Origin of the sequence: Gluconobacter cerinus (genome assembly GCF_002723935.1) — a bacterium.
Classification (GTDB): Bacteria; Pseudomonadota; Alphaproteobacteria; order Acetobacterales; family Acetobacteraceae; genus Gluconobacter; species Gluconobacter cerinus.
On the sequence record NZ_BEWM01000002.1, the window covers coordinates 242,543 to 265,772 of the forward strand.

16 protein-coding genes and 1 pseudogene are annotated in these 23,230 nt (G+C 52.3%); 7 read left to right on the forward strand and 10 right to left on the reverse strand.

All coding sequences use genetic code 11. The annotated features are described in order from the left end of the window. Positions 1 to 78 precede the first annotated feature (78 nt). Entirely contained in the window at positions 79 to 2,427 is a 2,349-nt protein-coding gene (locus GCE01_RS05070; protein ID WP_174694791.1) for a TonB-dependent receptor, read from the forward strand. 57 nt (positions 2,428 to 2,484) lie between these two features. On the opposite strand, the gene GCE01_RS05075 is transcribed toward GCE01_RS05070, so the two are convergent. After that, positions 2,485 to 3,285 carry a helix-turn-helix domain-containing protein gene (locus GCE01_RS05075; protein ID WP_099211434.1) on the reverse strand — a complete coding sequence of 267 codons (801 nt, stop codon included), beginning with the start codon at positions 3,283 to 3,285 and terminating at the stop codon, positions 2,485 to 2,487. Positions 3,286 to 3,374: 89 nt separating this feature from the next. Between GCE01_RS05075 and GCE01_RS05080 the strand changes: the two genes are divergently transcribed. Then, positions 3,375 to 3,770 (forward strand): nuclear transport factor 2 family protein, encoded by a 396-nt coding sequence (locus GCE01_RS05080; protein ID WP_099211436.1) that lies wholly within the window; start codon positions 3,375 to 3,377, stop codon positions 3,768 to 3,770. A gap of 138 nt (positions 3,771 to 3,908) precedes the next feature. Here the strand turns inward: GCE01_RS05080 and GCE01_RS05085 are convergent, their stop codons facing one another. From GCE01_RS05085 to GCE01_RS05100, 4 genes are all read right to left on the reverse strand, one after another. Next, complete coding sequence (locus tag GCE01_RS05085) at positions 3,909 to 4,847, reverse strand: metallophosphoesterase family protein (protein ID WP_099211438.1); 939 nt, start codon at positions 4,845 to 4,847, stop codon at positions 3,909 to 3,911. Positions 4,848 to 4,866: 19 nt separating this feature from the next. Further along, entirely contained in the window at positions 4,867 to 7,401 is a 2,535-nt protein-coding gene (locus GCE01_RS05090; RefSeq protein ID WP_099211440.1) for a TonB-dependent receptor domain-containing protein, read from the reverse strand. Between the two features lie 91 nt (positions 7,402 to 7,492). Further along, positions 7,493 to 8,395, reverse strand: a complete 903-nt coding sequence (locus GCE01_RS05095; protein WP_099211442.1) for a FecR family protein — start codon at positions 8,393 to 8,395, stop codon at positions 7,493 to 7,495. A gap of 5 nt (positions 8,396 to 8,400) precedes the next feature. Beyond that, positions 8,401 to 8,883, reverse strand: coding sequence for an RNA polymerase sigma factor (locus GCE01_RS05100; protein WP_099211444.1), 483 nt, complete (start codon positions 8,881 to 8,883; stop codon positions 8,401 to 8,403). Between the two features lie 643 nt (positions 8,884 to 9,526). On the opposite strand from GCE01_RS05100, the gene GCE01_RS05105 reads away from it, so the two are divergent. The 3 genes and pseudogenes from GCE01_RS05105 (at position 9,527) to GCE01_RS05115 (ending at position 13,190) form a co-directional block, all read left to right on the forward strand. Further along, positions 9,527 to 10,009, forward strand: a complete 483-nt coding sequence (locus GCE01_RS05105) for a hypothetical protein (protein ID WP_099211446.1) — start codon at positions 9,527 to 9,529, stop codon at positions 10,007 to 10,009. A gap of 15 nt (positions 10,010 to 10,024) precedes the next feature. Beyond that, on the forward strand, positions 10,025 to 11,428 hold the full coding sequence (locus GCE01_RS05110) for an aminotransferase-like domain-containing protein (protein WP_099211448.1): 1,404 nt from the start codon (positions 10,025 to 10,027) through the stop codon (positions 11,426 to 11,428). 380 nt (positions 11,429 to 11,808) lie between these two features. Then, a pseudogene (locus GCE01_RS05115) lies at positions 11,809 to 13,190 on the forward strand (sugar porter family MFS transporter). 63 nt (positions 13,191 to 13,253) lie between these two features. Here the strand turns inward: GCE01_RS05115 and GCE01_RS05120 are convergent. The 4 genes from GCE01_RS05120 to GCE01_RS05135 form a co-directional block, all read right to left on the reverse strand. After that, positions 13,254 to 14,579: a UDP-glucose dehydrogenase family protein gene (locus tag GCE01_RS05120; protein ID WP_211516767.1), complete on the reverse strand. Its 1,326-nt coding sequence runs from the start codon at positions 14,577 to 14,579 to the stop codon at positions 13,254 to 13,256. 90 nt (positions 14,580 to 14,669) lie between these two features. Then, positions 14,670 to 16,550, reverse strand: coding sequence for an AsmA family protein (locus tag GCE01_RS05125; protein ID WP_099211452.1), 1,881 nt, complete (start codon positions 16,548 to 16,550; stop codon positions 14,670 to 14,672). 124 nt (positions 16,551 to 16,674) lie between these two features. Further along, positions 16,675 to 18,330, reverse strand: a complete 1,656-nt coding sequence (locus GCE01_RS05130; RefSeq protein WP_099211454.1) for an OprO/OprP family phosphate-selective porin — start codon at positions 18,328 to 18,330, stop codon at positions 16,675 to 16,677. 227 nt (positions 18,331 to 18,557) lie between these two features. After that, the gene (locus GCE01_RS05135; RefSeq protein ID WP_046900973.1) at positions 18,558 to 20,249 is read right to left on the reverse strand and encodes an OprO/OprP family phosphate-selective porin; all 1,692 of its coding nucleotides are present in this window, start codon (positions 20,247 to 20,249) and stop codon (positions 18,558 to 18,560) included. Between the two features lie 323 nt (positions 20,250 to 20,572). Here GCE01_RS05135 and pstS point away from each other — a divergent pair, with 323 nt between their 5' ends. Next, a complete protein-coding gene (gene pstS, locus GCE01_RS05140) occupies positions 20,573 to 21,589 on the forward strand; it encodes a phosphate ABC transporter substrate-binding protein PstS (protein ID WP_046900519.1) in 1,017 nt (338 codons plus the stop codon). A 147-nt stretch (positions 21,590 to 21,736) separates the two neighbouring features. Then, positions 21,737 to 22,981: a multidrug effflux MFS transporter gene (locus GCE01_RS05145; protein ID WP_064275263.1), complete on the forward strand. Its 1,245-nt coding sequence runs from the start codon at positions 21,737 to 21,739 to the stop codon at positions 22,979 to 22,981. Positions 22,982 to 23,024: 43 nt separating this feature from the next. On the opposite strand, the gene GCE01_RS16800 is transcribed toward GCE01_RS05145, so the two are convergent. Further along, on the reverse strand, positions 23,025 to 23,165 hold the full coding sequence (locus GCE01_RS16800) for a hypothetical protein (RefSeq protein WP_157091237.1): 141 nt from the start codon (positions 23,163 to 23,165) through the stop codon (positions 23,025 to 23,027). Between the last annotated feature and the right edge of the window lie 65 nt (positions 23,166 to 23,230).

Here is a 23,230-nt window from a genome sequence, read left to right on the forward strand (position 1 = left end):
CCTCTTCACCAAATTCGCTCATGCGAATGCATGAAACACGCCACCTTCATAACCGGAGATATTCCGGGGAGACCTGAAATGTTCCGATATAACAATTATTTTCTTTTGTGCGGCACCGCTCTTGCCATGACGCTTTCCGTCTTTACGGAAACATCTGTCGCTGCCCCAATCACAAAGGGCGCAGTTCACAAACATGCGTCTCACCCCAAAGCTGGGGCAACTGTACAAAAGCCTGTGTTGTCTCCCGTTCAGCATAATCGCAAGGCCATGCAATCTTCGCAACCTGAGACGATTATGGTTCGGCAGACGAGAAACGTGTTTGGGCAGGCGGCGAGACAGAAGCAGGGCATTTCAGTCACTCATATCGATGCTGCGGATCTTGCAAGGCATCAGGTGACCGACGTTAAAGGTCTGATGAACCTTGCGCCCAATCTCACAGTGCAGCCTCAAGGCGCGAGTTCAAGTGTCAATTTTACATTGCGTGGTGTGGGGCTAAACGATTTTACCTCTAACAATACGCCATCCGTCATGACCTATGTGGACGGCGTAGCTTTGCCTATTGGATATATGGCAGGCGCTGCGATGTTTGATATGGCGGGTGTGGATGTCAGCAACGGGCCATCCGGTTACACGCACGGACAAACCGTGACGGCTGGTGAGATCAACGTTCAAACGGCGGACCCGACGAAGGCGCTTCACTATGGTGCGTCGGAAGATATTGCGACTTATAATCGCAGCATTACCAACCTCTATGTTTCCGGCCCCATCACCTCCAACGTGCAATACCGGATTGCTGGTTTTACTCAGCAGGGGGGAGGCTTTCAGAAGAACATCAACACAGGCCAGACTTTGGGAAATGCCAACAAAGGCGGTTTGCGCGCAAAGGTTGCCTGGCAGCCTGACGATAAGACGAACATCGTTTTTAGTGGGAACTGGATGCAGGATAATTCCCAGGCTACCGGCGTTTATAATATTCAGGATCTATCGAGAAATACGCCAGCTTACAGCAATAACAGGGATACCTCGTGGGGCTTTCGCCCGGAATTTCTTAAGTTGTCAGGTAATGAGGGACAGACAAAACCATCTTATAACAACACCTTCTGGGGGGCAGGCGTTAATATCACGCGGAACCTAGGATTTGCGAACCTGACAACCATTAGCGCATTCCAGCAGATGTATGTTCATAATCTCATGGATCTGGATGGCACGCGCTATGCGATCTATGACGTGGACGTCAACACGAACGCCAATATGTTCTCGCAAGAGGTCAAGTTAGCATCGCGCAACCCGCAGTCACGCCTTCAGTGGACGGTGGGGATGTATTATGACCGCACGCAAATGCGTTCTTCCATTTTTAATGATTATTCCCAGTCCGGGTCCCGGCCTTATGTGCAGCGGACCAGCTATAATCAGGATCAGCAGGCGTTCAGTCAGTATGGCCATTTGCGCTTTGCCCTTACCAAGCGGCTGCATCTTCAGGCGGGCCTGACGCATGAATCCGATGACCGTACGCTCTATAATATGCGGACTATGCGGTATAACACTCCGGCGTATCCAACGCCTTTTGACAACCGGTATGGCCGACATGGTGCTCTGACCAATCAGTTTTCCGGAATGGGTGGCATTGAATATCAGGCGTTCAATAATCTGATGTTTTATGGGTCAATTCGGAAAGGGTTCAAGCCGGGCGGGTTTACAGCCAACAATACGGTTGTTGAATCGCAGCTTAATCCAACAAAACCGGAATCCCTTCTGGCGTATGAAGTTGGCTTCAAGTCCGATTATCTTCATCACAAGCTTCGTATCAATGGTGATGCATTCTGGTACGATTATCATAATCAGCAGATGATCGGTTTGGCCGTTATCCCGCGTTATGGCGTGGTCGGCCAGTACGTCAACATTCCCAAGAGCCGTATCTGGGGCGTGGAGATGGAGATTGATGCCAACCCGATCCCGGGGTTGGTTCTGCACCAACATATCGGATACGAGCGCGGGAACTATAAGGATTTCAACGCTATCGACTCAACAGCAGTCGCTCTCGCGTACATCAAGACGGGCGTGCTGAGCGCGCAGTACAAGAATTTCAATAACGTCGATATGGGAATTCCGAAGCTGACGCTTGAGGGCTCTGCGTCCTACAAGGTGAAGCTCGGTGAGGCATGGGGGCTGACGCCCTATGTCGATTACAGTTACCGCGGATCCCAGTTAAATATTCCTGGAAATAACCTTTACCGGCTGCCAGCTTATTTCCTGCTGGACGCTGGTCTGACGTTCGCACCTAAGAGCGGAAAATGGTCCGTCTCGGCCTATGCAAACAATCTGCTTAACCGCCATTACGACGTAACACGGGACACGGGTTTGAATGGTATTTTCGGCGTTCCAGGAACGCCACGCATGGTTGGTGGTCGCCTGAAAGTAGACTTCTGATCACGGCAGGCAGGTTCGACACCTTGACGCCCTTTCCTGAACAAGGGCGTCAAGGTTTTAAATCTTTCTGGTGACCCGTTTCGTGTAGTCGCTTGGTGAGTATCCGGTGCTTTTCTTAAACGCCGCAGCGAAAGCACCCAGACTCTCATAGCCTACCGCGGCAGCTACGCAGGTGACCCTCTCGCCACGCGCCAGTTTCTCCTGCGCGCTGAGAATGCGGAGCTTCTGGCGCCAGACTGAAAATGACATTCCCGTATCAGCGGTAAAATGGCGCACGAAAGAGCGCAAGGACATCCCGGCAAACTTTGCCCAGTCCTGCTGTTCTCGCACATCAGCCGGATCACTGCTCAGAGCTTCGGTGACCAGCTTTAGCCTGACGTCTTTTGGGGCAGGCAATGTGACGGAACTGCAGGGGATGGAAAGCAGTTCATCCCAAAAGCTTTCAGCCAGGCGCGTTGTACGGTCATCCCATTTTTCATCAGCAATGACAGATGTCAGGCGCTCGGCTTGAGCCATTATCAAGCGCGTACTATCTGCGACAAAAGGCCTGACCGGAAGGGATGCGCACCTATCTTCCCTGACATACAGGCTCCATCCAGAAATTGCTCCATGAGAGCGAGCATCGTGATTTGTCTTCGGTGGGACCCAGAGAAATTGTCCCGGGCCGATCAGCCAGTAAGCCCCTTCAGTTTTGACGAGCATAATCCCGTGTTCCATCAGAATAATCTGGCCGGTTTTATGGATATGAAGGTCGGTTACACGTCGCTGAGGTTGGCTGATTTGTCCTGCAGACAGCCACGGGGTGTCAGTATTTGTGGAAAGCGTCCTTGGTACGGGGGAAGATATTTTGGCGCACATGAGTCGAAATATGACCTATTTTCGAGAGAGCGCCATGTTTTTCTCCAATATGATGCCTGGTGACATTCAGAAAAATTAATGGAGGCTTCATGTCATTGGAAAAACACGAGCGTACAATCCGCCAGATGTTCGCCACTTTTACGGATTTTACCTCAGACATCAGTGGACTCTCCAATTTCATGACGACGGACTATCGACAGTTCGTCGATGGACAGGAGATGACGCTCGATGATTTTCGTACCCATACCACGGCTTTACGCAGCGGTCTCCGAAAGCTGGATATTAGCATCCAACATCTCATCTGTGCCGGTGACAGCGCGGCTACGGTGCATTTCGCTCGCGCTACACGTCATTCCGGCGAGCATAGCCTTATCAAGGTTATTGCGTTCTACCGGTTTCGAGGTGCCCGTATCTGTCTCGTGGATGAACTGACGCACGTCATTGAAGGTCATTACGAAGATAAGGCATTGGGATCGTTGCAGTAATAGGTTGCCCAGATGGCTTTGTTTGAATCGTATCAGGGTAAAGAGAAAAATGAGCTGAGCCGCTTTCAAATCGATTGCAAAATCAGAGTGAAAGCGGCTCAGCCAGAAAATAATTCCCCAATTAAAGCTAAGTTTGAGTCAGTCAGTGTTCTGAGGGGAGACGGTGTGAAATCCGTAAGTTTTATACTCCGTGCGAACGGTATTGTTCTCGACATGAACCATCATGTAGCCCTCAGGGGTTCCAAGATGTACTCCGTGCCACCAATTTCCGCTGACAGCGCCGCCAGTGATGAACTGGATACCGTTATGTTCCACCTGTTCCAGAACGTGAGTATGGCCCTGAAAAACAGCCAGAACGTTATGTCCAGAAAGTAGGGCGAGAATTTCTCGTGTATTCACCGTGCTCAGCGCCTGGTGCTTGAAAAGAGACGGGCTTTCGTCAGCATAGGTGTAAAATGCGGTCACCATGGGAATATGCGTCGAAATAATAATCGGTGCTGTTGCAGGGACGTTCTGAAGATAGGCTTTCAACCAGCTTACTTGCCGTGCGTCAAAGCGCCCCTCGTAATCGCGATCTGGCGTGATTGTCACGGAATCCAGAACGATGAAATGAACACCTTTATGCTCAAACGCATAATAGGTTTCGCCAAAAGCCTTACGGAAAAAATTCTTTCCGAATTCAGCATTCTGCGTTGAAGCCCCGCTCTTGGCATAGACCCCAAAACAGTCGTGATTGCCGACAGTATGGTAAACCTTTTTACCAAGTTCCTGCTCAGTCATTTCATACAGATCAAGCAGCTTATGCGCGCGAGGAAGAGAAACTTCCATTGCGTCATAAACGTGATCTCCACCCTGCAGGACAAAATCTGCTTGTTCTTTGGAGGCTGCCCGAAAGGCCATCTGGCAGCCTTTCATGGCATCCAGTTCTGGCTGGAGATGCGTGTCCGTTATGAACAGGAATGAAAAAGGCTCGTGCGAGATGGCTGGCGTGCTTTGTCCAAAAGCGCCCTTGACCAGAGTGGTGGACAGCAAGGCACCTCCGGCTCCCAGAATGCCGCGACGTGATAGTGATGGCATGAGAATTTTCCTTGGCTGATCAGAAGAAATGTTTGCTCAGGGTGAAAAAGACCTGCCGTGGTGCACCGGCCTGGAGCGTCTGATAGGCCCCGGTTGGATCACTGTTCTTGAAGCCGGTGGTGCCAATGCTGGAAATGTATCCTTTGTCGAAAAGGTTCACGACGTTGACCTGTGCTTCCAGCCCCTTGAGAATTCCCGGGCGATGGAAACGATAACCGGCTGACAGGTTGAACAGGACACGCCCTGGAAGGGGAGAGTCGTTCAGGAACGTGTAGAAACGGCGGCTCATATATTGGCCACCGAACTGGCCCCAGATGGTCCCGTCGTCATAAGCGAGCTTGAAATTTCCGATGTTGCGTGGGGCAGCCACCACCTGCTTGCCCGAAATGCGCAGAATGGACCCATCAGAGCTTTTGATATTATCGTTGTAATGCGCGTCGTTATAGGACCAGGCGCCATAGAGAGACCAGTTCCGGAAAAAGCGCCAGGTTGCTGCGGCTTCTACGCCGCGAGATGTTACGCTTCCGACGTTTTCAAGCACATTCTGGTTGCCCACAATGACAGAGCTCATGGAGGAGGCCAGAAGTCTATTTTCGAAATCGACGTAATAGCCCGTCAGAGAAGCCTGCACGCTGTCGTTATGGAAACGGTAGCCGAGCTCTTCTGTATTCGTTGTTTCAGGTTTCAGCTTGTTGTGGATGTACGAAAATCCTGCCTGTGTCGTTGAAAACGGCCCGGTTGAAGCTGACGCCGTATAGGCAGACATGTTGCGTGCGAAATCTGCAAAGATTTCATGATGGCGATTAAAGCGATACAGAACGCCAACCTGAGGCAGAAATCCATTGGATGCGGAAATGGAGGCATTAATCGGATTTGCGCTTTGGGCCGTTGTTACAGAGCTGCTCGACACCAAAGATTTGAAGCCAGCATTTACTCGAAGCTTAGGTGTAATTGACCAGCTATCTTCCAGGTGGAACTGATAAACATGCGTGCGGAATGTATATTGCCACTGCACGGCAAACGGATTTTCATAAAAACGCTGAAAATTTGACGGGGTTACCCCTTCCTGAAGCGGGTAGAGCTTTGCAGCCTGACTGAAAAGATTGTTTTCAAACCAGAAGCCGGCTTCGATTTTATGGTTCCAGCGCTGATACGCGAGACTGGTCAGAACGCCTTCACGTTGCATTCGATATTCTGTTGTCGAAACAGAAAGCGGCGACCCTCCAAGATTGGCAGGCGTGGGATCGTACGGATCAGACCACGTGCCCGGTCCACGATCATAATGGCCATAAACTGTCGTAGAGCCTGTCAGGTGCGGGAGTAGGTGATAATCGAATTTTTCATAGCCCACCATGTCCTGACGAACACCGCCCCCACGATAATATGTATCGTCTGGTGATGTGTATGGAGAGGGCAGAGTTTGTCCTGCCTGGTAAGCACGGGCAATCTGTTCAGCCAGCTTATAGTTGTTGCTGATGTCGTCATGATTATAGCCAAACCGCTTGATCAGGCTGGTAGAAAGATCAAGATAATCGTCCTCGCGACGGTCATCAAAATCCAGATAAGTGGTGGCTTTGACTGCATCGCCCAGAGGCTGAATATATTTGAAATTGAGCTGTTGCTGCTTTTGTTGTCCCCAGCCTTTCCACTTGTCTGCATACTGATAATCATAGCTGGCGTAGAATTTTCCTCCGCCCGGTAAAATGCCACTGTTGAGTCGCACAAATCCACGCCACGTGTTCGAGCTTCCCACGGTTCCGGAAACATCCAGTCCATAATGATCTGTTGGATCAATGGATGAGAACTGGATCGTGCCGCCAAGATTGCTGGTTGAGGCCGTGCCCAAGCCACCGGTACCTTGGGCAAGGGTGACGGGACCGTTATTTTCGGTCTCCAGTGCGCGCCCAATGGCTAGGCCATTGTTGTTACGGTACTGCATGTTTCCGAGTGGAATTCCGTCCAGGGTATAGCCGAGCTGATCGGTAAAAAAACCACGAACGGTAATCTGCTGAGCCCACTCGTAAGCCCCGAGGGGGTCGGAAGACTGGAAGTTGACGCCAGGCAACTCGGAAAGCACGGCTAGGGGAGAGGTCCCTGGTGCGGCTTTGTGCAACTCACTGCGTGAGAGTGTCTGAACTTGTCTTGATTGCCCCGTGCCAAGAACGACCATAGCCTCTTCACGGACGGGAGCAGACTTTTCGGCTACGGGGCGCGGAGTTTTTTTTGGTAACGCTCCGCCTGTTTTGACGGTGATGGCGCCGCTGACATCTCGGGAAACAAGCAGGCCGCTATTCTGTGTGAGCCGCTGTAATGCCTCATCAAACGTGTACTTTCCGTTTAATGCGGGAGCTGTGCGTGATCCCAGTGCTGCCTCTGAAAACAGGATATCCTGATGGCTGATACGGGAAAGCTCTGCCAAGGCGGAGGACAGTGATTGCGAACCAATATGCAGTTCTAGCGAGGGGGGAGTGGCTGAAAAAGCTGAGTCTGGGAGGCTTGCGAAAATCGTCGCGGCCAGCATGGCCTGTCGGAAGGACGGTCTGAGGCGAAGCATGAGTGAGTCTCCGAAGCATAAAGCCGCAATGGGTGTCTGCTTCGTTGACGAATGGGAGGCGTATCCCCTCAGTGGAAAATGATCGTTGTCATTAAAGCTTAACGATCGTGATAGTCTTTTCAAAGCTGGCGCGAATGGGCAGAAAATTTTCAAGCAGGCGCGCAAAGGTCTCGTTCTGCCCAAAATGATAGAACCCTGAAATTCGCAGATTTGCAGCAGAAGGACTGATCTCCAGCTTTCTGGTCGAATAGCGGTTCATTTCATCCGCAACCTCCTTTAACGGCGTATCTCGAAATGCCAGTCGCCCACTCCGCCAGGCGAGTACATCTTCCAAAGACGGACGATCAATTAGCAACCTATTATCAGGCAAAATCGTAGCGCGTTCGCCTACCTTGAGTATTTGCGATCCGGCCATATCCGGATGTGCCAGAGCTGCTGCTCCGTTTAAAACCGTAATGGTGTTTTTAAGGGAGGACTTCGACAGATTGAACGTTCCTGAAATTAGCCCAATATTCCACTGATCAAGGTTTATCGTATTACGGGCTTCACAGTTTTTGAGGTTAACTTCGACCTGTCCATACAACAGATCCAGAGTGTTTTTTTCGCTGTGAATGGCAACGGAGCTGTCACTATCCAGCAGAATTGTCATTGCAGGTGAAACGGACACTCTAATTTGTTGACCAGTTCTGGTTGCTCGTATCGTCGCTTCTGCCGGGGCTGGAAGAAGAGCAAATGAGCCAACAGCCATCGCTATAGCGCCAGCCAGCATTTTGCGGCGGCTGAAGCGATATGCGGCGATAGTGAGTGGTGTTTCCGCAGAGTGCGAAGCGACCTTTCCGGATGCACGCCAAATAGAAGAAACAAGCTCGTACGCCTGCGCGTTGGCGGTATTTTGGTGATACCATACGGAAAAATGCTCGCGATCCTGCTCCGAACAATCGGGAGCATTCAAACGCGCAAACCAGAAAGCTGCCGTCTCATGAAGGGTAGGCATAAATCTTAATCCAAAAGTCTTTTTGTCAGAAAGGCCAAAGCTTTGCTGATATGTTTTTCCACATTGCTAATTGAGCATCCGGAACGTTTTGCAATTTGTGGGTAAGACAAGCCTTCGAGCCGATGAAGTAGAAATATCTCTCGTGTCCGCGGGTCGAGATCTTTTATGGCGCCTTCCAATATGTCCAAGCGTTGTCGAGACATGACTGTTTCAACGGGCGTGGGGCCTGTGCAGGGAAGTTCTCTTATATCGTCGTCTTCAACATAGGCAACGGGGCCATTCTGTTCTCGTCGATGACTGTCATAGGCTGTATTTTGGGCTGTTTTTACAAGATAGGCTTCTACATTACGGATGTTGGATGGTTTGAGCTCCAGAAGCTTCAGAAATGCAGATTGCAACAAATCTTCAGAATCTCTGCGTCCTGTCCGACGCTGAATTTTGGATGAGAGAAGAGACCAGCATGACTGCGATTTAACCAGTTCCGTCATCGTGTATCACTGAGGCAAAAAGCGGAAAGGTCATTCCTGGATATGGAAAACACAGGCATCTCTTCCGTTCGTGGATCAATGCTTTGCCTGCTAATGGAACGGGATGCGTTTTTGAAAGGAATATCTTCTCCTTTCTTAAAACCTTCACAGAGTTACAAAGTAAGCCAAGGTCATTATGTCGAAAGATTTTATTTTTAAGGCGCACTCGTGTGACGCTGTGAGCACATAGTATTTTGAACTCAGAAGCTTTCGATACATACATTTTTAGTTTTCAAATGTACGATTTAAAAAATTGTAAAATTTTTATGCCTCTTATTTAGAGGTGTTTGGGAGGAAACGTATTTCGATACGAAGATAATATTTTTATATTAAATTCCATACATAAAAAAATCATTATAAAACAATATGATATGCGAAAATTTATGTTTGATGGCGACCTATAGAAATATTGTATGCCCCGAGGGTACAGATTTTTCCAGAATTGTCTTCATTTGTATTGATTTACAACGACATTATCTGTTTGCAGAAATTTGCATATTGGCGCTAAAGGGCAGACAATCTGCGCCAAAGAGTGGAGGCTCATGGACAGAGGATATACTGACCTCGACGCCTTGGACCGTGCTGCAGGACAGAGAATAGAATCATGATTGAGCAATTTAATAAGAACGAAGTTTATAATAATAAAAACGTTGAAGCTGAGACAGTCTTGAAGCATCGGCTTTTTGGCATGGTTCTGGGGCTATTCTTGGCGCATGCCTATGTGGCGCTGGCTCTTTACTACACATATATTGACGATAAAAATCACTTCCACACAAGCTGGATGGCATTGTTCGGTTGCTTTGTCTCATCAATGATTTTTCTGTATCATATTGGTATATCGAAAGCGATTTCTGAAAAAGAAAATGGGATTTACGGGCGGTATTTCGCTCCCTTTATGTCGTCTTCGCTTTGGGGTTTCGTTTTGGTTGCCATAACCGTCATAACGATTATTCAAGGCCAGGCTTGGTTTGCACCGTATGAATATCTTGCATGGCCTCTGGCATTTGCATCCATATTCGTTGGATATTTTATTGGTCCGGCGATGGACCGCTTTTTCGGTTTTATCCTGAAGTCGCTTAGAAAATAATCAAGCGTCTTATCGATGAAAAACAAAAAATTATTAGAAAAATGGAACGAATACGTAGGCCTTTATAACGGGCCTATGTACCTCGCGATTGTAGAGGCTTTGGCGGCCTCAATCCGTAATGGTATTATTCACGGTGGTGAACGGCTTCCTACACAGCGGGAAATAGCCAGTGCCCTTGAGACAAACCTTACAACCGTAACGCGGGCATTCAGGGAAGCGCATCGCCGTGGACTGATTAATGCAACAGTAGGGCGCGGCACTTTTGTCAGGATGGGGGCCGAGGTCAGCCATTGGCGATCTCCCAAAGCGGCCATTGTTGACATGACGATGAATTTGCCGCCGATACCTCAAAATCCCCCACTTCAACGCATTATGCAGAGTGATCTTGCGGCTCTTTTGAAGAAGCAGAATATCTCCAATCTCATGTCATACCGCGTAACGGGTGGGACACTGGAAGAGCGCCAGCATGCGGTAAGGTGGATTGAGCCCGTTATTGGATCAAGACGTCCAGATGATGTGCTGGTTGTACCTGGCGCTCAGACTGCTCTTGCGGCAGCCATGAGTATTCTGGCTAGCCCGGGCGACATTATTTTGACGGATCGTATTACCTATTCAGGGATACGGACCGTTGCTGATCAACTCGGGATTATTCTTGTCGGGGTAGATGGCGACGAAAATGGGTTCTTACCCGAACAACTGGAAATAGCCTGCCGACAATATCAGCCAAAAGCGCTTTATTGTATTCCCGCTATTCAGAACCCGACGACCGTAACAATGTCGCTGGAGCGCCGTAAGGACATCCTGAAGATTGTCCACGATAATCGTCTCTATGTCGTGGAAGATGATCCTTACAGTTTGCTGCACGACAATCCCATCCCTGCATTGGCCGCCCTCGACCATGGCCGTGTAATCTATATCTCTACCTTGGCGAAGGTTCTGAGCCCTGGCTTGCGAACCGCTTATGTGGCTCTGCCAAACGCCGAAATGACCAGACGCTTTGCTGTGGCCGTTCGCGCGTTTTCCCTCACAAACGCAGGACTATTGAGTGCACTGACATTGCGCTGGATGCAGACGGGACAGTCCAAAGAGATTTTGGGGTCTATTAAGCAGGAATTACGACTCAGGCAGTCGATCGCCCGAAACATTCTGGGGGATAGCCACGGCATGGATCCCAATGGTCCGCATGTGTGGTTAAAGCTTCCTGAGTGGTGGAGTAGCGTGGATTTTGTATCATATGCGCGCCATCGTGGTATCGCATTGGTCCCGAGCAACGTGTTCACAGTGGATGGTGACTTTCCACAGCGCGCCAGAATTTCTCTCGGAAGTATCCTTGATATTTCCAATTTAGAAAATTCTCTCCATGATATCGTGACTATTCTCAGTCACAAAAGAGCTACAGATTTTTTATCGATCGTATGATGTGTAGAGCGGATGGATTCTGATCCATCTGTTGTCTGATTACTCCGTTATTGACGGGAGTTTTCAATATTCCGGGAGAACAGGCCTGTCACGCCGCTCCTCGCCGGATGGTGATCGTGGTCTCTTCCTAAAAACGGACTAGTCTTGGGAAAGCGAGCCTGATGTTCGCTTTGTCCCTGTGGTGACAGACAAAGTTCAACCGCCAGCAATGCGGTCAGATGTGACAAACTTGCATCATCGAATGTCACATCTAGGTGATAAATAACATAAATATCATCGAAATATGAAAATACTCACTTTTATGATGTTCCTTTAGGTGCTGTAACGTTAAAGAAGCACCCACCCCGAATGACCCTGCTCACGGACGGAAGAAGACCCTAATGACGCAGTCCCTTGATGTTTCACGACGGCTCAGCGGAGAAGCGCTGACCAACTTCATCGCCACCATCTCTGCAACGGGTGGTCTGCTTTTTGGGTATGATACCGGGATCATATCGTCAGCACTTCTACAGATTCGTGAGCAGTTTCATCTCGATACGATCGGGTCCGAAATTGTAACGTCCGCCATCATTCTCGGTGCGCTGATTGGCTGTCTTGGTGCAGGCGGAATTTCAGACCGGTTTGGCCGCCGCCGGACGGTCATGCTTGCTGCCGCCTTGTTTCTTGGTGGCACCGCGCTTGCATCGGCTGCTCAAGGGGTTACGGTTCTCATTGTGTCGCGTCTGATTCTGGGGCTTGCGATTGGTGCGGCATCCCAGATTGTCCCGATCTACATTGCAGAAATTTCGCCACCCAACCGGCGTGGACGCCTGGTTGTTGGCTTCCAGCTTGCGATTGTTTCGGGTGTCACGATTTCCTTCCTGACAGGCTATTTTCTCCGGGACAGCAGCTGGCGGATCATGTTTGGCATCGGCATGCTGCCGGCACTGATTCTCTTTGTCGGAATGGGTTTTCTGCCTAACAGCCCACGGTGGCTCGCGCTCAAAGGACGCACAGACGAAGCTCTTGCTGTTCTGCGTCGGGTGCGGTCTTCGGAAGAAGTTGCCCAGAATGAGCTTCAGGCCATCATAGACAACCATGATGAGCAGGCTCCTTGGTCAGAACTTGCCAAGCCTTGGGTTCGCCCTGCGCTTATCGCGTCTGTTGGTATTGCGCTGCTCTGTCAGCTAACCGGCATCAACGCGGTTTGTACTATGCTCCAACGATCTTTGCGGATGCAGGCTTCGGACAGGAATCTGCTCTTCTCACTTCCGTTGCTGTCGGTCTGGCAATGGTTTGCGCGACGATCTTTGGTGGTTGGGCTGTCGATAACTGGGGCCGCCGGACACTGATCCTGCGTTTGTTGCCTGGTGCGGTTATTTCCTTGATCGTGCTCGGTGCAATGTTTGCTCTTCATATGAAGGGCGGTGCTGGCGCATGGATCACGGTTATAGCGATCATGGGTTACACGATCTGCAACACGGGTAGTCTGTCGGTTGCGGTCTGGCTGGTTGGTGCTGAGGTTTATCCGCTGTCCTGCCGTGGCAAAGGTATGAGCCTTGTCGCGGGTAGCCATTGGGGAGCAGATCTTCTGATCTCCCTGACGACTCTCTCGCTGGTTCAGGGGCTGGGTGCGCACATGACGTTCTGGCTTTTCGCCCTCGTCAATGCAGCGGCATTCCTGTTCGTGCTGCGCTACGTGCCGGAAACCAAAGGACAGTCTCTCGAGCAACTTGAAATGAGCCTTCGAAACGGAACCTTTGCCCCCGTTCACAAGTCCTGATTTCACGGAAAGCAATGTCTCAAAAAAAAGCCGGCTCCCTCATGGAGCCGGCTTTTTTTATACTCAGATTCGTCCAATCGAGCTGTACTCAAATCCGGCAGCCCGCATGGTCGCGGGGTTCCAGATGTTTCTGAGATCAGCAATTGCCTTCCCTCGCATGGCATTGCTCAGGCGGTCCGGATCAATGGCGCGAAACACGTTCCACTCCGTCAGAACGACCAGAATGTCAGCGTCGGTAGCTGCTTCCAGTGCATCCTCACAATAAATGACCCCGTCAGGAAGAAGCGCACGGGCAGGTTCCATGCCCTCTGGATCAAAGGCTTGAATCCGGGCGCCTGCGTCATGAAGATGTGCGAGGATAGGTAGGGAAGCGGCCTCCCGCATGTCATCAGTGTCTGGTTTGAAGGTCAGGCCTAAAACGCCCACTGTCTTTCCTTGGACGGAGCCTCCAGCCTGAGCAATAATGCGTTCTGCCATGCGACTCTTGCGGTCTTCGTTTACCGCCACGGTGGCTTCCACCAAGCGGGATGGAGCGCCAGCGTCACTCGCGATGGCTGTCAAGGCGCGTGTATCTTTCGGGAAGCATGACCCGCCATAGCCGGGCCCGGGATGCAGAAAGCGCCGACCAATCCGCTGATCGAGGCCCATGCCACGCGCGACATCATGGATATTGCCTCCAACTTTTTCGCAAAGATCAGCCATCTCGTTGATGAACGTGACTTTCATGGCGAGAAAGGCATTGGCTGCGTATTTGGTGAGTTCTGCCGTCTCAAGATCGGTGATGACGATCGGTGCCTCAATAAGATGCAGAGGGCGATAGACTTCACGCATGATTCTTGTCGCCCGCTCGCCCTCATCGGGGCCCGATGTATCGATTCCGATGATCACGCGATCCGGACGCATGAAGTCCCCGATCGCGTTACCTTCGCGTAGAAATTCGGGATTTGAGGCAACGTCGAATGTGAGCTCGGGACGTGTTTCTCTTAGGATACGAGCCACTTCGCGTCCCGTTCCGACGGGAACCGTAGACTTTGTAACGACGAGCAGGCCTTCTTTGGCCGATCGGGCGATTTCTTCTGTTGCAGCATAGACGTAGGTGAGGTCTGCATGACCATCGCCGCGTCGGGTTGGGGTGCCGACGGCGATAAAGACAGCATCCGCCCCACTAATGGCGGCTGACAGGTCGTCTCCGAATGTTAGGCGCCCGGTCTCGGTATTCTTGGCAACAATGGCATCAAGACCCGGCTCATAGATGGGAATACGGCCTTCACGCAGGGCTGCCAGTTTCTTGGGGTCCCGCTCGACAACGGCTACATCTGAACCGAATTCGGCAAAGCACGCACCAGAGACCAGTCCGACGTAACCACCACCGATCATTGCTATACGCATAACAGAAACTCTCCAGGCGCTATGGGGTCTGCATAACCTGCGCACATTGAGGGAGCAAATCGGTGACGTCCCAACCGCTGGAATGGTGTGTCATTGCGTGGGGCGAACGCAGGCATTCGATGATGCAAAGGAGCGGAGTGCGGCAGGGAGGACTGTCAATTCGTTGGAATCAGCCAAAAGATCCCGTCCCTTTTTTGACCACTTCGCAATGCTCAAATTGGGGCTGTCAAAACGCCCGCTCACACGTATTGGGATATCGAGAGCAAAAAAGCTTGTTGAGAATGGTCGGCTCGCGAAAACAAGATCTAACCACCGACGGTTCAGATCAAAATCTGCCTTGGCGGCCAGGACACCGGTACTGGTTTTCAGACGGAGCGGAACAACTTTCCCAATCCCCTGGTGCATCTCCAGAACACCAAGCATACAGGTGATCGGTGTCGTTCCCTTGGCGTGCCGGAACAGTAGCCGAAGATCCATGGATGCAGCTTCCACGATTTCACGTGCAATTTCGCCTTTTTCCATGCTGACCGCGGCAACCAGATCGGCCTTCCGTGTAGCTTCGTTCAAAGTGCGGACATTATTTGCTGAAGCGATAATACGGATCGACAGGGCACCTTTGACCGGGACGGGAGCGAGACCGGCGGTACGGCGAAGGCGATCAATGTCACCATGGGATAGAGCAATGTTGGCTGTGACGCGCGAATGTCCGCCTTGATCTTCCATGTGACCGTTGGCCTGAAGCCCCGCTCCAAGATAGCCTAGTGCTAAAGTGCTGACGTCAATGCGACCCGGTGTTTGGGATGCCTCCAGTCTCAGTTTCGAGAATGTAAGGGCGTTGTAGAGGATCTCATCTGCAGTGAGTTTGACGTGCAGAACCGGATCCGGATTGGCAGGGGCAATCAACGGAATATCGGTTGATCCGGAAGATTTTCCGGATGAGAGGGCTTTATTCAGATCATTGAGATCTACGCGGCCCAGATTCAGGTCTGTCGCAATGATATCGGGCTTGCCGTTACTGCCCTCGTTGAGATCGAAGGTCCCACTTTTTATTTTGCTGTTCTGGAAGCTGCCTGAGGCATTCGTAAGATGCCAGTTGTCTCCAGTATGGCTGAAGGTTCCTTTCAGAGCCAATGGAACAGCGGGGTGAGTGCCCGATAGCCCAGCGAGTTCGAACACTGGAGACGCAGTTGGTGTGGAAAGGGCAATATTGCCGTTCACACCATCAAAGTTCAGAGCGTCTGTCAGGGTGCCGTCGAAATCGATGACAAGATCGCCAGAAGTAATGTGTGCTTTAGCCCCATAGGGCTCTGGCGCGCGGCGTAGCACCTTAAGCGGCTGCATGGTGGCATCCAGCGTAAGGGGAGTGCCGTTGTACGCGCCCTGAAACGTCATAATCAAAGGTGATGCATCATTATCGGACTGAAAAGTCACATGCTGCATGCCGACTTGATACGAAGAGCCCTTTGCGGAGCGATAAGTGACATCGCTGTCCTTAATCGTAGCGTTACGCAGTCCTGGGAACCAACTCAGGTCTGGCTTGTCAGAGCCGGAGTGTTCGGTCTCTGCATGATCGGAAGTTTTTTGAGGCTTAAAGCGCCAGTTAGGTGTTCGGTCCGGCGTTCGTTCAAAAAGGCCTGAGAAGTGGTCAATCGTGACATCGCGTGTTTCAATTGGCCCATGCAAAAGTGAGGTCACCCGTATCCTGACATGCAGGGCGCCCACACTCACCATATCTGGACGGCTTCCTCCGGGAATATTGGCCAGATGCAGATCCTTGGCGTCTATCGTGATCCAGCGTCCAGCGCGAATGCGTAGAGAACCGATCGTGACCGTTCGGCCTGTGGCTTTTTCGAGCTTCTGGGTCGCAAGTGCAGCGAAATCTTTCTGGTCGATCCAGAACCAGCCGCCCCCGAGGATCGCACTACAAACGACAAGAAGGCAGAGGAGCGCCCCAAGAAGCCATTTAAGCAAGAGAAAGTCTTTCCAAATACCGAATATAAAATTCTACAATAACTGGAAGATCTCTGGAGCGGGAGAGTTTGTCTGGAAAAAATAATTTTCCGGAACATTTCATTGGGTTTCAAATGAATGCTGTTCAGAATGTTGACTGAATGCGTCCGACGACCGCATCCCCGTTGCGACCATAGAGGTTAACGGTGGCGGAAGAGCGACTGACAATGAAGTGGTTATAGTCTAGCATAAATTTAAAATAACGATTGGGATACCAGCTCAGGCCTGTCGCCCAGACAGTCTGCTGTCCACCACGGATGCCATCTGCATCGCCGATGCGGCTGTTTAGATCCGCCACACTGTAACGGGCTGCGATTTCCAGAGCTCCCCAACGATCATGCAGTGGGTCAAATTCCTGATCCGGAGAAACGCCGGGCGCGAGAAATCCTCCTTCCTGAATGCTGTATCGCCGTGGGTTCCCAAACAGCGTGTACCCAACGGCCCCATACCACCCCTGAAATCCAAGTGAGGGCAGGCCGCCCGAGCGTTCTACACCAATGCGATAATACTCGGCTTTGACCAGGAGCCGCTTCCATCGCAATGCAAACTCCGGCCCTGCCGACCAGAGCTGTGCAACATTATTGATGGCGCCTGTGGTCATAAGAATGGATTCACCCAGATTGATTTCAGGGCGTTGAGCAAAGGTGTAACTGCGGCCGGTTGCGCTTTTTGCCACCTTGAAAGACGCAATGGACGAAATGCCGACATGCATGTCCACATCTTTGGTCACGATCGGGCGCCCTGCGACCCGGAAAGTCCCGCCTGTCTGACTATCTGTGATGTTGTCCCCGATGCTGGCGTAATAACCACGTTCGTTGCGGTTGCCCCATTCCTGGCCAGTGAAGTAACTGCCAATCCACCAGCGATCGGCATAGTGCATGCCGCCGACGCTGAATCTGGCATCGTTAGCGGCGATCGTGCGAACAAGGTCAATGATTGCCGGGCGTTCGACAAACATGAAGTCATTCGAACTTTCCGCATCTTCTTCCGTCACACGCGGTTGAAAATATCCAACGGTCAGGACGGTGTTGTGGAGGCCGGCATAATTGATGTTGGCTTCATAAAGGCCCACCTGCCCGTCATTATTTCCATGCCCAAAGTCGGGCGTGACGTTTGCGACCCAGTCCTTGTAGCGGAAAGTGAACGGAATGCGGAGACGCCGACTGTTGGACGTGAAGCTGTTGAAGTTGCCGCGGTCCTCCCCATTCCTACGTGAAACGCTTGGGAAACCTCCAAAATCTTCCTGAAAAGCCAGACCTATGGATAAGGCGTAGGCACCATCAGATGTCTTGAAGGTCGGGCGTCCATTGGGGAAGCCAATCTTGATCCCCCCAACGCTGACTTCCTCATCCTGAGCTGTGGCGGCCCGGAAATCCCGCCATGATGTCACGATACCGCGGTCGGATGGCGGCGTGTCCTGCGGGTGGGCACCAGGTCTGCGGATTGTAAGTGGGGCAATTGCCGGCATGGCCTGAAGGAGGGGAGGAGGCGGAAGGAAGGCCGCGCGTTGCCGGTAGGGATTCGCTTCTGTCTCTTCGCGCTGATGTGCCAGGACGGCCCGTGCCTGCCTGATCTCCTCATTGCGCTCTTTCTTGAGTTTCTGAACTTCAGCCTGCATCGCCCGGATCTGGCGCTCCATGATTTCCAGTCTATCGGCAGAGAAAGCGGGAAGGGCAGGAGCCAGAGATAATAAAAGGGTCGTTGCTGCGAGGGAACTCAAACGGGGCAAAGAGACATACATAAGCGAAAGGGCGTCCTGGAGGGGCAGCTCGTCTGTCGGGGCCAATATCGCAAGCGTAATACAAGCGAAGGCCGACTACTTTAGACAGAAACCACAATGAGGTGCGTGTCATTGTGCGACAGGAAGCTGGCTGCTGCGGACGATATTGTTCTTGTCTCATACTCCATAAATGAAAAAGGCGGGTTGGATCCATGATCCGCCCCGCCTGTCTAAGAAAAGGTAGAGTATTAGAAACCAGCCTGAATTCGGGCTGCAATAGAGTTTCCAGTGCGACCGTACAGGTTAGTCGCCTGCATGCTGCGGGACACGATGAAGTGGCTGTAATCCAGCATGAAGCGGAAATGACGGTTGGGGTACCAGTTCAGGCCACCCGTCCAGACCGTCTGCTGACCACCGCGGATGACATTGCTTGGGTTGGGATCGTTCAGGTTGCTGTTGAGGTCGATCACGCTGTAGTGGCCAACAACTTCAAGGGCGCCCCACTGGTTAAGAGCAGGGTTGAACTCCTCAGAAGACTTGACGCCAGGGGCACCAAACGCACCTTCCTTATAGTTGTACATGCGTGGATCGCCGAGGATCGTGTAAGCTGCGGAGCCGTACCAGCCCTGGAAGCCAGCAGACTTCAGGCCAGCGCCAGAGCGCTGAACGCCAACATGATAGTACTCACCCTTGACGATCAGGCGCTTCCAGCGAACGCCCAGTTCAGGACCGGCAGCCCACACCTGTGCGGCATTGCTGATCGTGCCCGTTCCAGCAAGGTTGGCTTCACCGATATCAAACTCGGGACGCTGACCAAAAGACGTGGAGCGCGAGCAGGAGGTGGTGCTCGTTCCAGTGTTGCAGGCTACGCGAAATGCGGAAATGCCTGATACGCCCACGTGGACATCCCAGTCCTTCGTGGCAACCGGACGGCCTGCAACACGAAGCGTTCCGCCTGTCTGGCTGTCAACGGTGTTGCTGCTGCCGCCACCATAATAGGTGCTGCCATTGTCAGAGCCATTGCGGTGGCCCCATTCCTGGCCCGTGAAGTACCCTGCAACCCACCAACGCTTTTCATAATGCAGCCCGCCAACACTGAAGCGGGCATCGCCAGCAGCGATGTTGCGGACCATGTCGGTAATGCTCGGACGTTCAAGCGTGAAGAAGTCGTTGGAACTCTCGGAGTCCTCTTCCGTCACGCGAGGCTGAAAGTAACCGGCGGTAAGGATTGTATTGCGGAAGCCCGTGTAGTTCAGGTTGCCTTCATAGAGTCCGACATAGCCGTCGTTATGGTTCGCACCAAAGTCAGGCGTAACGGCTGCGACCCAGTTCTTGTAGCGGAACATGAACGGAATACGCAGACGGCGCATGTTGGAGGTAAAGCTATTGAAAGCGCCACGGCTTTCACCACGGCGTGGGCCCGAATTAAAGAACCCGCCAAAGTCTTCATGAAAGGCGAGGCCGATGGAGAGTGCGTAAGCTCCATCAGAAGACTGGATGGTGGGGCGGCCCTTCGGGAAGCCGATTTTCACACCGCCGACAGTAACTTCTTCGTCCTGGGACGTTGCGCGCTGGAAGTCAGCCCAGGAGGTGATGTCTGCACGGTCTGACGCCGGGCGGCCACTGTCCGGACCACCTGTGCCCTGCCGCACAGTGATAAGCGGCGCCGTGGATTGCTGGTGTGAGCCGATGTAGCTGCTGCGCTGACCGTAAGGATTGTTTTCAGCCTCTTCACGCTGGCGGGCAAGGACGGCTTTGGCCCGCTTGATCTCGTCGTTATGCTCTTTCTTCAGGGCATTCAACTGCGCCTGCATCGCGTGGATCTGACGTTCCATGATTTCCATCTGGTCAGCCGCGTGTGCCTGTCCAGCGAATATTCCAAGAGACATCAGGGTCGAAGTCGCCAGAAGAGCAGTTGTTCTTCGGAGAGAAAAAGTCATTGCCGTGGTGCGTCCTTGCATGAATGGCAGGTGATCCACAGCGGAGGTATCTGATTCCGTTTTTCGAAGAGTGGGAAGGTTTCATGACGGGAAAAAGACTCATTTATGACAAAGCCTGTCATCTCTTTGAAAATATGTGTCTTTTAGGAAAAGACGAATTTCCCCCGTTATTTGGCTCATTCGGGGAATGAAAAATGGGTGTGATATTTGTGCATCAGGCCCTCTGAGTCTGTCATGAAACTATCATGAGGCTCCCCCTGTTTCCCTTGAAGGGCTGGGGCTAGTACATAACTCCGTTTACCAATGCCCGGTTAGGGATCATCATGATTAAGAACAAGCTCGCGCTTTTCGGTTTTGTCGCAATGACGGCCCTTGGTTCTGTCTCGCTGTCTTCCGCCCGTGCTGCGGAAATCACGGGTGCAGGTTCCAGCTTTGCCGCTCCCATCTATGGAGCATGGGGTGCTGGCGCCAAGACGCAGATCGGCGTCAACGTGAACTATCAGAGTGTCGGCTCCAGCGCCGGTCAGGATCAGGTTATCGCTCGTACCGTCGACTTCGGCGCTTCGGACAAGCCGATGGCTGGCGATCGTCTGGCTGCTGAACACCTGTATCAGTTTCCGACCGTGATGAGCGGCATTGTCGTTGTCGCCAACGTTCCTGGAATCGAGCCAGGCAGCCTGCGTCTGGACGGCCCGACGCTTGCGGCCCTGTATGATGGCGAAATCACGGAATGGGATGACGACCGCATCAAGGCCCTGAACCCGGGTCTGAAGCTGCCGGAAACGGATGTTGCGCCGGTTCATCGCGCGGATGGTTCTGGCACGAGCTTTGTCTTTACGTCTTATCTGTCCCAGGTTTCCCCTGAGTGGAAGCAGAAGCTGGGTGCTGGCACGTCAATCGCATGGCCGGGTGGCTCTGGTGCTCGCGGCAACGACGGCGTGGCAGCAATGGTCAAGCAGACGGAAGGTGGCATCGGCTACGTCGAATATTCCTATGCTGCACAGAACCATCTGAATATTGCCCAGATGAAGAACCATACGGGTGCGTTTGTCTCCCCGACGCTCAAGAGCTTCGTGGAAGCCGCAAACGCTGCTGACTGGGTTCACGCTGATCATTATGCTGTGAACCTGCTCGACACGGCTGGCGCAGGCGCTTGGCCTATCGTGACTGCAACATTCGTCCTGGTTCCGACGAACCCGAAGGATGCAAAGGCAGCCAAGGCCGTTCGTGACTTCTTCGCCTGGGGCTTCCAGAACGGTGACGCGGACAATGCCCGCCTTGATTATGTTGGCCTTCCGAAGAGTGTGAAGGACAGCGTGCTGGCTGGCTGGGGGAAATAATCTTCCAGTCTTCCCTGTTTTCCTGATCGTTTCTGCTTTTTCGGGGATGGTCAGGGCGCATAAAAAGGCGTTGAGTACCGAAACGGGCTTCTCTTTAATGAGGGGCCCGTTTTCCTGTTTATCGCCCTGCCATGACGTGGTGTACTTTTGTCCACTTCCTCCACCCCTGATGCTCCTGTAACGACCCTTTCGCCGGTCGTTCGGATTTTGATCGGTCTTATTTTCATTCTCGGACCGGTTTCGACAGATATGTATCTGCCAGCATTTCCCATGCTGGAACATGATCTGGGGCAGGGGGCGGGTTCAGCCCAGTTGACGCTAACAGCCTGGCTCGCCGGGTTGGCGATCGGGCAGTTTACACTCGGCCCACTCTGTGACCGCTATGGACGTAAATTACCGCTTCTGCTGGGGCTGGTGGTCTATGTGATTGCGTCTGCCCTGCTGGCCGTGGTCACAAACTTCCACCTGTTCTGCATTCTGCGTTTCATCGCGGCCATGGGAGGGGCGACAACGTCGGTAGCGCCACGAGCCATGGTGCGGGACGTTGCCACCGGGCCGGCTGGTGTGAAGCTGATGTCCCAGCTGATGCTGATTTTTGGGCTCGGGCCGCTTCTGGCACCTTCCATCGGCAGTTTTCTGCTGGATCTGGGGGAGTGGAGACTGATCTTCTGGGTTGGCGCAGGGTTCGGAGTGTTGCTGTTTATTGGAACGTGGTTCCTGCTGCCAGACACGTTTCCACCAGAGAAGCGGTTTGCGCTCCCTTTTACAGGAGTGGTCACCCGGTATTGGGGGCTAATTACAGAGCCGCTGTTCTGCTCTGCCGCCATGGTTGCGAGCTTTGGCACCTTTACGATGTTTGCCTATCTTTCCAATGCCCCGGCTCTTTTTGAAGGCATTCTGCATTTTTCGCCGCGTCTATTCGCCATCTTCTTCGGGCTGAACGCGGTAGGCTTCGTCATTGGATCACAGATCAATGCACGGATGGCGCAGCGCTTTCTGTTTACCAGAGTCATGGAATACGGAATGCTGGCTGTTCTGACTTTCACACTGCTTGGTGTGCTGGTTTGTTCGCTGGGGCTGGTTGGGCCACAAAACCCCTGGATACTCTGTATCCTGATCTTCTGCACGACGTCGTCGCTCGGATTTGTCGGGCCAAACGCTGGTGTTCTGGCCCTGACGCATCACGGGCATCAGGCAGGAGCAGCATCTGCCCTGATTGGTACACTGAACTGGACCATCGCAGGAGGCGCAGGCGTTTTAATGGCGCTGCTACCGTCACACTGGATCGGGTCCACATCAGTGGGCATGATGATCGGAATCATGGGCTGCTGGATCAGCGACTTGTGGCGTCGTCGTCTGGATCCGAATTCCTATTTATCCGTTCGTCACTGAAGCCCTGCTCGCGAAGAGCCAAGGCGTGACCAAAGGCTGAATGTCAGCCTTTGGAAGAAACGCGGTCAGCTGCAACAGTAGCGATCATCAGGGCGCCGATAACAGGCACGAATGCGACCATTGAGAACTGGGCGAGAAGATTGGTTGGCAGGCCGATCAGGTGGATCAGGGTCATGGACGTCATGGAATTTTTCTCCGTTTTACTTGCCGTTGATGGCGTGGGACGGGAGAAACTCCAGAAACCACTTT

What these genes read in the sequence shown, in the direction of transcription:
- GCE01_RS05085 (WP_099211438.1), bottom strand. Translation starts at nt 4,847, where the DNA reads ATGCCATCACTATCACGTCGCGGCATTCTGGGAGCCGGAGGTGCCTTG.
- GCE01_RS05130 (WP_099211454.1), bottom strand. Translation starts at nt 18,330, where the DNA reads ATGTATGTCTCTTTGCCCCGTTTGAGTTCCCTCGCAGCAACGACCCTT.
- GCE01_RS05095 (WP_099211442.1), bottom strand. Translation starts at nt 8,395, where the DNA reads ATGCCTACCCTTCATGAGACGGCAGCTTTCTGGTTTGCGCGTTTGAAT.
- GCE01_RS05100 (WP_099211444.1), bottom strand. Translation starts at nt 8,883, where the DNA reads ATGACGGAACTGGTTAAATCGCAGTCATGCTGGTCTCTTCTCTCATCC.
- GCE01_RS05120 (WP_211516767.1), bottom strand. Translation starts at nt 14,579, where the DNA reads ATGCGTATAGCAATGATCGGTGGTGGTTACGTCGGACTGGTCTCTGGT.
- GCE01_RS05070 (WP_174694791.1), top strand. Translation starts at nt 79, where the DNA reads ATGTTCCGATATAACAATTATTTTCTTTTGTGCGGCACCGCTCTTGCC.
- GCE01_RS05105 (WP_099211446.1), top strand. Translation starts at nt 9,527, where the DNA reads ATGATTGAGCAATTTAATAAGAACGAAGTTTATAATAATAAAAACGTT.
- GCE01_RS16800 (WP_157091237.1), bottom strand. Translation starts at nt 23,165, where the DNA reads ATGACGTCCATGACCCTGATCCACCTGATCGGCCTGCCAACCAATCTT.
- GCE01_RS05075 (WP_099211434.1), bottom strand. Translation starts at nt 3,285, where the DNA reads ATGTGCGCCAAAATATCTTCCCCCGTACCAAGGACGCTTTCCACAAAT.
- GCE01_RS05110 (WP_099211448.1), top strand. Translation starts at nt 10,025, where the DNA reads ATGAAAAACAAAAAATTATTAGAAAAATGGAACGAATACGTAGGCCTT.
- GCE01_RS05090 (WP_099211440.1), bottom strand. Translation starts at nt 7,401, where the DNA reads ATGCTTCGCCTCAGACCGTCCTTCCGACAGGCCATGCTGGCCGCGACG.
- GCE01_RS05135 (WP_046900973.1), bottom strand. Translation starts at nt 20,249, where the DNA reads ATGACTTTTTCTCTCCGAAGAACAACTGCTCTTCTGGCGACTTCGACC.
- pstS (WP_046900519.1), top strand. Translation starts at nt 20,573, where the DNA reads ATGATTAAGAACAAGCTCGCGCTTTTCGGTTTTGTCGCAATGACGGCC.
- GCE01_RS05080 (WP_099211436.1), top strand. Translation starts at nt 3,375, where the DNA reads ATGTCATTGGAAAAACACGAGCGTACAATCCGCCAGATGTTCGCCACT.